Annotated in this window: 9 protein-coding genes; 4 read left to right on the top strand and 5 right to left on the bottom strand. The window is 60.0% G+C overall.

The annotated features are described in order from the left end of the window. Window positions 1-321: 321 nt before the first annotated feature. The 3 genes from FJ398_09865 (at window position 322) to FJ398_09855 (ending at window position 3,374) form a co-directional block, all read left to right on the top strand. Complete coding sequence (locus FJ398_09865) at window positions 322-1,248, top strand: polyprenyl synthetase family protein (protein ID MBM3838256.1); 927 nt, start codon at window positions 322-324, stop codon at window positions 1,246-1,248. 164 nt (window positions 1,249-1,412) lie between these two features. Beyond that, window positions 1,413-1,949 (top strand): hypothetical protein, encoded by a 537-nt coding sequence (locus FJ398_09860; protein MBM3838255.1) that lies wholly within the window; start codon window positions 1,413-1,415, stop codon window positions 1,947-1,949. A gap of 633 nt (window positions 1,950-2,582) precedes the next feature. Then, window positions 2,583-3,374 carry an adenylate/guanylate cyclase domain-containing protein gene (locus FJ398_09855; protein MBM3838254.1) on the top strand — a complete coding sequence of 264 codons (792 nt, stop codon included), beginning with the start codon at window positions 2,583-2,585 and terminating at the stop codon, window positions 3,372-3,374. A 114-nt stretch (window positions 3,375-3,488) separates the two neighbouring features. Here FJ398_09855 and FJ398_09850 read toward each other — a convergent pair whose 3' ends face one another. From FJ398_09850 to FJ398_09835, 4 genes are all read right to left on the bottom strand, one after another. Next, on the bottom strand, window positions 3,489-3,701 hold the full coding sequence (locus tag FJ398_09850; GenBank protein MBM3838253.1) for a hypothetical protein: 213 nt from the start codon (window positions 3,699-3,701) through the stop codon (window positions 3,489-3,491). A gap of 112 nt (window positions 3,702-3,813) precedes the next feature. Beyond that, window positions 3,814-5,355, bottom strand: a complete 1,542-nt coding sequence (gene guaA / locus FJ398_09845) for a glutamine-hydrolyzing GMP synthase (protein ID MBM3838252.1) — start codon at window positions 5,353-5,355, stop codon at window positions 3,814-3,816. A 231-nt stretch (window positions 5,356-5,586) separates the two neighbouring features. Then, window positions 5,587-5,955: a hypothetical protein gene (locus FJ398_09840; GenBank protein ID MBM3838251.1), complete on the bottom strand. Its 369-nt coding sequence runs from the start codon at window positions 5,953-5,955 to the stop codon at window positions 5,587-5,589. Window positions 5,956-6,129: 174 nt separating this feature from the next. Then, window positions 6,130-8,265: an ATP-dependent DNA helicase RecG gene (locus tag FJ398_09835; GenBank protein ID MBM3838250.1), complete on the bottom strand. Its 2,136-nt coding sequence runs from the start codon at window positions 8,263-8,265 to the stop codon at window positions 6,130-6,132. Window positions 8,266-8,463: 198 nt separating this feature from the next. Here FJ398_09835 and FJ398_09830 point away from each other — a divergent pair, with 198 nt between their 5' ends. After that, window positions 8,464-9,072, top strand: a complete 609-nt coding sequence (locus tag FJ398_09830; protein ID MBM3838249.1) for a hypothetical protein — start codon at window positions 8,464-8,466, stop codon at window positions 9,070-9,072. Between the two features lie 174 nt (window positions 9,073-9,246). On the opposite strand, the gene FJ398_09825 is transcribed toward FJ398_09830, so the two are convergent. Further along, window positions 9,247-9,690, bottom strand: a complete 444-nt coding sequence (locus FJ398_09825) for a hypothetical protein (GenBank protein MBM3838248.1) — start codon at window positions 9,688-9,690, stop codon at window positions 9,247-9,249. Window positions 9,691-9,924 lie beyond the last annotated feature (234 nt).

Raw genomic sequence — 9,924 nt, 5'->3', positions numbered from 1 at the left:
GGCGGAAAGGTCGCGGCGTTTGTGTTTGCTCATGCCGCGAGCGTAAAACAGTGAAAGAGGAATGTTCCGAAAAAAATGCCAACCCTCGTATCTCCAAACGGCTACCGAGGAGGAACGACGCGCCCTAGTATCGCCTCAGTTGAGGGTGGGGCGAGGACGGGCGAGGACTCCCGCCGAGCCAATGCCATCGAAGAAAGGCTCCGCAGGAGCGTCGCCCCACCGTCGTTAACCGAGGGATACGGCGCACGGCGATTTCAAGCAGATGATTACGGGGCCAATGCGCGCTTGATTCTACCGCCGCCTTTCACTAAAAGGCTTCCGATGTCGGTGGCTTCCACTTTTGTCGGCTCATCTCGATCCAGTTCCTTCAACCTAGGAGCGTACCTCGACGCCCGATCCCGGGCGATCAATCGGGCGCTCGACCGATTTCTGCCGACGGCCCGAACCAAACCCGGCACGATCCACCGGGCGATGCGTTATTCGCTGTTCGCCGGGGGCAAAAGGATTCGCCCGGCGCTCTGCCTGGCCGCGGCGGAAGCGTGCGGCGGCCAAGTTCAAGCCGCGATGGCCCTCGCGTGCGCCGTGGAATGCATCCACACCTACTCGCTCATTCACGACGATCTCCCGGCGATGGACGACGACGATTTTCGCCGGGGAAAGCCCACCAACCACAAAGTTTTCGGCGAAGGCATCGCGATCCTGGCCGGAGACGCTCTGTTGACCCAGGCTTTCGAGATCGCAGCACAGGCCAAAGGTTGGCCGCGTCATCCCCACCGGACGATTTTCCAGGAATTGACTCGCGCGGCAGGTTCGCTGCAACTGATTGCCGGACAGGTTGCGGACCTGGAGGGGGAAGGCAAATCGGTTTCCGCCGGCCAACTGCGGTACATCCACGAACGCAAAACTTCCGCGTTGCTGTGTTGCGCCGTGCGATTGGGAGGGATGAGCGCGAATTGCACGCCGGCCCAATTGAGCGCGCTGACCGACTTCGGCTACCATGTCGGTCTGGCGTTTCAGGTGATCGACGATATTCTCGACGTGACTCAAACCAGCGAGCAACTCGGCAAAACCGCCGGGAAGGATCATGCCGCCGAGAAGGCGACTTACCCGGCCATTCTGGGTTTGGACCGTTCCCGGAAAATCGCCCTGCAGTTGACGAACAAAGCTTACTCGGCGCTTCGCCCCTTCGAGGGCCGGGCCGTGGCCTTGGAAGCACTGGCCAGGTACTTGTTGGAACGAGACCGGTAACAGTTGGGCCGTGCTGCATCCAAGCCCCCGTTCGGGCGTAAGGAATGACGAATGACCGGGCACCCAATGACGAAAGAATTCCCAAATGTCGAACGGCGAAAGTTTTTCTGCCGTTTGGATCGCAACCGATTTAACGATTCTCACCGCGGCTGCCCGCGCTGCGTATGCCGAACGTTCACACCGAAACCAGTTGCGAAATTCCGTTTCCGCGCCGGGCCGTGTGGCCCATCATGAGCAAGACGGATTGGATCAATCGCGCGCTCGGTCTGCCGCCGGTCCGCTATGAAATCCGGCCTTTGCCCGAAGGCGGCAGCGCCGTGGCCGCTCACGCCAGTTTTCTAGGCGCCAAACTTCAATGGCGGGAAATCCCGTTTGAGTGGATGGAGGAGGAGTTTTACTGCGTGCATCGCATCTTCGACCGCGGTCCCTTCACGGAAGGAAAGATGGGCGTGGACTTGACCGAATCGGGCTCGGGAATAACCCGGGTCCGCGCTTTCAGTGATTTCACTCCCAAAGGCCGATTTGGCGCCTGGCTTGTCCGCGCGGTGCTGGGACCAAAAACCAACCGCGGAATGGAAGAAATCATCCGCCACGTGGCCGAACATTTGCGGGGTCAGAAGCCGGTGGCGCTTCCTCACCTGCCCCGGAAGCCCGTCGCAGAAGCCGCGCTGGACGCCGGTCTCGCGAAGTTGCGCGCATGAGGCCGCGGCCAGAACTGGTGCCGAAACTGGAGCGGATGCTCCGCGACGCGCCAGACGTGGAGCTGACTCACGTGAGACCTTTTGCTGTGGCGCGCGGGTGGGGGGACGACCGATGGGAAGTGCTCCGCCTGTTCCTTCAGGCCACGCGCTGCGGACTTCTGAATTTCAGTTGGGAAGTGCTCTGCCCGAATTGCCGGTCCACCCGCCAGCCCCGTGCGACCTCCTTGGGGCAGGTTCGGCAAAGTTCTCACTGCGAAGTCTGCCAGATCAAGTTCGATGGAGAATTCGACAAATGGGTGGAATTGAAATTCAGCGTTCACCCCAATGTCCGCCCCTGTGACGCGCAGACCTTCTGCCTGGCCGGACCGGGGGGAAAGCCGCACATTTACAGCCAATTGCTGATCGGTCCGGGCCAAAGCCGCCCGTGGAAACTGCCGCCAGTGAATCGGCCCTTCCGCATGCGGTCTCCGCAAGTCAAGGAACCACTGATCCTGTCTGGAAGGGACGTTCCTCGCCCCGCGAGGAACGAGTGGGGAGAGGATCGAGGAGAGGGGAAGGACCAGGAAGACGGCCCTCCTCTCCCCGGCCCTCTCCTCCCTTCGCAGGGAAGAGAGGGGGAATTCATCCGCGAGCTTGGATCCGGAATTTCGCGCCCCAGTTCTTTCCTTCGAGTCCGCTGCTTGCCAGAGCGTTTTTGAAATCGAATCCGCATCCGAGAAAACCGCCGAAGGTCTGCTGCATTTCGAGAACCCAAATCCTTTCACCGTTCAGATTGCCCTGGAAAGTGTCGAGTGGAGCGAAGATATCCTGACCGCGGCCCAGGTGACGAACTGGCAGGAGTTCCGCGATTTATTCGACGCCGAGGTCATTTCTCCCAACGAACAGATCACCGTGGGCGCGCAGATCGTGTTGTTCACGGACCTGCGCGGCTCGACCGCGATGTACAACGGGATCGGCGACGCGCCGGCCTACGTCGTCGTTCGGGATCATTTCGCAGTGCTCATCGAGGCGGTTCGCGATCATCACGGCGCCATCGTCAAAACGATCGGCGATGCCATTATGGCGGTGTTCAGCCGCGTAGAGGAAGCGCTCGCGTCGGTCCAGCAAATGCACGAACGGCTGCACGCGGCGCTGCCGGCGACCGACCTCCCTGCGCCCCTGATGCTGAAATCCAGTTTGCACATCGGCCCATGCCTGGCCGTCAACGCCAACGTCAAGCTCGATTACTTTGGCACGACGGTGAATTTTACCGCGCGCATGGATGGCTGTTGCCTGGGGAATGATCTGGCGGTTTCAGACGAACTGTATGCCCGGCCGGAGACGCAGGAGTTTCTGAAGAAGACCGGCCGGACTGCCGAGCCGAAAGAAGTCAAGTTTCGCGGCTTCGATCAACCGAACCGCGTGTGGCGGATACAGATGATCTGAAGGAGATGGCTGGTGGGGCGACGCTCCTGCGGAGCCTCTGCTCTCTGAAATCGCCTTTGCAATCAGGCTCCGCGGGAGCCTCGCCCCACCGACGCACTGAATGCTTACCGACGGCTACGCGAACGCGTCGAGAACCGTTCCGAGGGTGTCGTTGGCGGCTTTGGCCGCGGCAGCGTTCGTTTCAAATGCGCGCTGGCTTTCGGTCAACTCCACCATTTGCTCGGCCTCAACTTCACCGCGGGAAATTGCCTCCGCAGCGTTGTTGAATCGAGCCGACGCGGTCTGCATCCCATCCAGAGGAAATGTGGAGACAGGAGTTAAAGTCACGGGCGAAGCATAGCCTCCCAGGCGTGCATATGAAGCAAGATTACAGCGCAGTCGTTAAAGCGGGAGGGACGAATCCCTCAGCGATTCTAACTAACGCTCCAACGTCCGCCCATCACTCCCACTCAATCGTCGCCGGCGGTTTGCTGGAGATGTCCAGGCAAACGCGGTTGACCCCTTTCACTTCGTTGATGATCCGGTTCGAGAGCTTCTCCAGAAGTTCATACGGCAGCTTGACCCAATCCGCGGTCATTCCGTCCTTCGAGTCCACGGCGCGCAAGGCGATGGTGTAATCGTAAGTCCGCTCGTCGCCCATCACGCCGACGCTGCGCACGGGGAGGAGGACCGCAAAGCTCTGCCAGATTTTGTAGTACCATTCGCTCGCTTTCATTTCCTCGACCACGATGGCATCCGCGTTGCGAAGAATTTCCAAACGCCGGGGCGTGACTTCACCCAGGATGCGCACGGCCAGGCCCGGGCCTGGGAACGGCTGGCGCAGCACGATTTCCTTCGGCAATCCGAGTTCGAGTCCGAGTTGCCGCACTTCATCCTTGAACAGGCATTTCAACGGCTCGACCAGCTCAAACTTCATCCGCTTCGGCAAGCCGCCAACGTTGTGGTGGCTCTTGATGAGCGCGGCCGGGTTGCCTGCAATCGGCACGGATTCGATCACATCGGGATAGAGCGTGCCTTGCGCCAGAAACCGGGCCTTGCCCGCCCGCCGCGTCGCCGCTTCGAACACCTCAATGAACGCGCGACCAATGATCTTTCGCTTCCGCTCCGGATCGGTGACGCCTTTGAGTCGTTTCAGGAAAATCTTCGACGCGTTCTCGTATTGCAGCTTGATCTTGAAATGGCGGCCAAAGACTTTCTGGACAACTTCCGCCTCGCGCGCGCGCAGCAGGCCGTTGTTCACGAAGATGCACGTGAGTTGATCGCCGACGGCTTTGTGGAGGAGAGCCGCCGCGACGCTCGAATCCACGCCGCCGCTCAGACCGAGAATGACTTTCTCATCCCCGACCTGCACCCGGATTTCCTCGACCGATTGGTCAATGTAGCTCCGCATCGTCCACTCCTTGCCGCAACCGCACACGCCGTGGACGAAATTGCTGAGGATCTCGCGGCCGCGTGGCGTGTGCGCGACTTCGGGGTGAAATTGGATTCCATAGAATTGCCGCGCCTTGTCCTCAATCGCCGCGTAATCGGAATTCTCCGTAACCGCGACAGGTTTGAAACCCGCCGGCAGGCGCGTGAGTTTGTCGCCGTGCGAATTCCAAACCTGGAGGCTGCAGGGAAGCTTCTTGAGGATCGGGCAACCACCGTCCCGAATCGTCAGGGTGCCTTTGCCGAATTCACGCTTCTGGCCTGGCTCAACTTTTCCGCCCAGGTACTGCGCGAACAATTGGACGCCGTAACAAATCCCCAGGATCGGCACGCCCAGCTTGAAGATGCCGCGATCCGGCAAAGGCGCGTCTTGGGCGTACACGCTCGCTGGCCCGCCGGACAGGATCAGGCCCCGCGGTTTGCGCGCGGCGATTTTGGCTGCCGGCGTATCGTAGCGCAGAATCGTGGAATAGACGTTGCACTCGCGGATGCGCCGGGCGATGACCTGGGTGTACTGCGAGCCAAAATCGAGGATGACAATTTCTTCGCTCATGCCGAAAGAGGGACAACTCTTTGCCTGCGTTTGGAAGCTTTGACGAGAAAAATTCGCGCCTCACTGCCGCACGACTCAGGGCTTTTGACAAAGTAGCGCAGATTTTCAATCTGCCGTATCGCCGCATTGCATTCGGCAAGGCGTCGGGAGATCCAAGCGCGTCCAACCCGCTGAGACCCTATGCGGATTGCAAATCCGCGATACAGCAGAATTCAATTCTGCGCTACTTTGTCAATGGTCCTGCCGCACGACTCGCACCTGACCGCGCGCGGGGCTGTATTCCAGTCGAGTGCCCGACGGCGGCGCCGGAAGCCGCGGCAAGTATCCCTCCGTCACGAGTTCATTCAGATCTTTTGGAAACCGGTCTTCGCCGGCGTGAAATTGGCGGATGGCCTGATTGAGCGAGGTCAGGTCCACGGTTTTCGTGGCGAGTTTCTGCGCCTTGCCCACCGCGCCCAAATAATCGACTGGCGCCGTGAGTGGATTTCCGCTGGCGGCGGGCGGATTCGTGGCTTTCGCGGCCGTCGGGGCTGCGTCCCTTTTGCCGCATCCACCCAGGCTGACCGCCACCGCCAGGAGGACCGACCAGTTCGCTTTCATGCGCTCAATCTAAACCGACGCTCAAGAATTCCAAGCCGAGTTAGTGCTCAACCTTGGATCCAGAGGAGTTGGTGGCACGAATTACACTAATTTTCACGAATTGATCTCCTCAGCTCCAATTCGTGCCAATTCGTGAAATGCGTGTCCGTCTCCTCACGAGTGTCCCATCTGCGTCTATCTGCGTTCATCTGCGGTTGAATGGCGGTTTCCAGGCTCAACGGTGATAATCGAGGCGGCCAAACTCCGGGCGCGCTCGATCAATGCCAGGTCTTCCTTCAGATCAGCGAATGCCAATGGCGGCATCCCGCTTTGCTCCTGCCCCAACAAATCGCCGGGACCACGCAGCTTCAAATCCGCTTCGGCGATGCGGAAACCGTCTCCCGTCTCTTCCAGCACCTTCAAACGCTCTTCGGCTTCCGGGCTGTTGGGAGCCGCGACCAGGATGCAATAGGACTCGTGAGAGCCGCGGCCGATCCGGCCGCGCAACTGGTGCAATTGCGCCAGGCCGAACTGCTCGGCGTTCTCGACCAGCATGATCGTGGCGTTCGGCACATCGACGCCCACCTCCACCAGCGAAGTGGCCAGGAGAACATGAATTGCGCCGTTGCGGAAGGCGGCCATGGTTTTCTCCTTTTCCTCGCTCGGCAACCGCCCGTGCAGAAGGCCAACGCGATATGACGCGAGCGCCTTCTGCACCGCGTCTCGTTCTTTTGTGACCGCTTTCAATCCGCCCGTCCCGCCTTCCTCGACGCGCGAATAAACCACAAACGCCTGGCGTCCTTCCGTCAGCTTATCGCGAATGAACTCCCAGACTTTCGGCAAGCGCTCCGCGCTTCGCACAAACGTTTTGACCGGCGAACGTCCGGGCGGCAGCTCGTCGATCACGGAGATGTCCAGATCGCCGTAAAGCGTCAGTCCGAGCGTGCGCGGAATCGGCGTGGCGGTCATGACGAGCAAGTGCGGATAACGGCCTTTGCGAACCAGCTTCTCCCGTTGGGCGACGCCGAATTTGTGTTGTTCGTCGATGATGACCAGACCGAGATTTTCTTGGCCGAACGAATCTTCGATCAAGGCATGCGTGCCGATTGTCAGCGCAGGCGATTGGCGATTGGCGATCGGCGATTGGCGGTCCGCCTTCGGCGAGAGGCGAGAGGCGAGAGGCGATGGGCTGCGCGCCGGCGGTTCGACGTTCGACGTTCGAGGTTCGATGCTCGATGTTCTCTGCTCCGCGTTCGACGTTCGATAGCTCCCCGTCCGCAGGCCCACTTCGATCCCCAGCCGGCCAAACCAGCGCGCGAAATTCTGAAAATGTTGTTCCGCCAGAATCTCCGTGGGCGCCATCAAGACGACGTTGAAGCCGCTTTCCAAGGCCATCAGCGTGCAACAAGCCGCGACGACCGTCTTGCCCGATCCGACGTCCCCCTGGAGCAATCGGCGCATCGGCTGCCCGCCGGACATGTCCTTGCGGATTTCGCGCAACACCTTGGTTTGCGCAGTGGTGAGCGAGAAGCCGAGCTGCGCGAGAAACGGTTTGATCAACCGATTGTCTCCGCCGCACGGCCAGCCCCGGGCGTTTGCGGCCAGCCGTTTTCTGCGCCGTTGAATCGCCAGTTGCAGATCAATCAATTCATCCAACGCCAGCCGGCACCGCGACAATTCCAGATCCACCAGCTCCGCGGGATAATGGAGCATCTCGACGGCTTTTCGGCGTGGAGGCAAATCGGGAATCGACAGCTTGGGCCACGGTTCGGTGATGGCTGTTCCGTATTCCTGGAACGCACGAAAAATCAGCGAGCGCAGCCAGCGTTGGGACAGCCCTTCGGTGAGCGGATAAATCGGCACGATCCGGCTCAGATGAATCGAGTTGTCTTCGTTCGCCACGACAACTTCGGTTTCGGGATGATCGATGGTGCGCGGGCGCAGCGAATTGACCTTCCCATAAACCAGCACTTCGTCGCCTTGCGCGAAATACTGTTGCATGTACGGGAGGTTCCACCATCGGCAGTGCAGGCGCCCGGTCCCATCCTCCAGGATGAACTCAAAAACGGATTTCTGGCCCTTGGCGTAACGCTTCAGCCCCAACGCCACGATATGCCCCCGTGTCGCGGCCAACTCCCCCAGTTGCACTTCGCCAATCCGGCGGAAGTGCCGGCGATCCTCATAGCGCCGTGGACGATGAAACAGGAGGTCGCCAACCGTGTTCAGGCCCAGTCGCGCCAACTGCGCCCGGCGGTCAGGCCCGACTCCGCGCAAGACAACGACCGGCCTCGCCAGCGCGGAAGGTTTTGGAGTCGATGCGGCCTCGGACATCGAAGCCACGATACACGATCCAGCGGGCAGTTGTCAGTGGTCAGTTGTCAGCAATGTCAGTGATCAGTGGTCAGTATTCAGTAATCAGTGAAAGCCGCCAGCGTGGGACTGAAAACTGATTACTGATTACTGAACACTGATCCCTGGCACGCCGCCAGACTCTGGACAAATCCCCCGCCCCAGCCCAATGTACTCCGGATGGCAGACGAATCCGATTCTCCGGTGGAAAAACTCTGGGCCGAATACAGCCTCATCTTCCGCGACTTCGACGACTTGACGCTGGCCCGGTGGATGGCCCAGACGCTGAGCCAACTGGAAGGACGCGGCTGGCGCCTTTCGCATCCGCTTTTGGGGACCTACCGCCTGGCCGCGCAAGTCGCTCACGACCGCCAGATCTGGCTGAAACGGCTGGCGAATGTCCCGGCCGCGTATCCGGAAGCCCCGTGCTGCCGCGCCCCGCTCGTGCCTTTGTTGACTCGCGACGTGATCGAGTCGGGCTTGGTTTGCCAGCACTGCGGCGGAACGATCGTGGCCTTTGAGGATTTGCCTGATGAAGTTCAAGGCCGCCTCAAACAATGGGCTGAAGAATACGCGCCGATCCACGCGGTCGCGCATTGGGACGATCGGCAGCGCAAAGGCGTAGCGGACTACGACCGCGCTTTCGAGAACGCCGCGAAGGAGGCCGAGCGCCTGCTTGGTGTGGCCGGACGCGAACTGCTTCCGAAACTCCTCGACCATTACCCCGTGATCATCTGGGAAGACCAGGACGAGTGTTTGGAAGTCCGTCCGGAGGATGTTGAGCTTTGATCCTGGAAACATTCCAGCCGCAATAGCTCACAGCGCGACAAAGCCGCAACCGAGGTCGTTAAAACGTTAAATCGTTAAATGGGTGAAGGATTTGAACGCAGCTTCGAGAAATTTCGACCGCGGATTTCACAGATTACGCGGATAGGAGGCAGATGACTCAACCCAAGGGCCCTTTCATCCGCGCCTATCCGCGAAATCCGCGGTTCTGAAATCTTCGCAAAGAAGCGTGACGTTGCCGGAAAGCAGGACCAAGAGAGAATGAGTTTGGGGGGAGAACGGTCCTGTCTGTTTCAGACCCGTATTTTCCAATTCTGCAGGATCAACCCCAAGCCGCTGGAGCACGTTCGTGAGTTCCGCCTCGGCGCGAAGTTGATCGGCCTCCGAAATGTCCGACGATCGCGTCCCAATGACATTCTTCAGCTTCGCCAATTGGGAACGATTCCGTTCGATCCAACCTGCGCCCGCCGGCAAACGCTCGACCGCCAGAAACATTCCCGCCACTGGCGCGGCTTCCACGCGAAACCATCGGTGCGGAAAGAACACTTCCATGTGCTGCAAGTAGAGGCGCTGGATCCACTCGGGGTCATCCGCCCGCAACGGCGATTCTCGCGGTGACACTGCTGGCTGCGATTTACACCCGACTTCAGGGCATCCTCACCACCGGCACGGGCATCGCCTTGTTCATCCTCGCAATGCTGCTGATTCCTTGGATCAAGCATGTCTCCACCGCACCGCAGGGCGCCATGTCTGCGATGGCGGGCTGAGGTGCATTGGAACCGATGACGATTTAACGTTGTAAGGACTTTGGTTGCAGCTTGCCGCGCTGCGTTCATCTGCGGTTGGTTCTGGCGC

It is taken from the genome of Verrucomicrobiota bacterium (genome assembly GCA_016871535.1).
Lineage (GTDB): Bacteria > Verrucomicrobiota > Verrucomicrobiia > Limisphaerales > SIBE01 > VHCZ01.
Note: the sequence above shows the minus strand (reverse complement) of the source record. Positions and strands in the feature narration are given on the sequence as shown.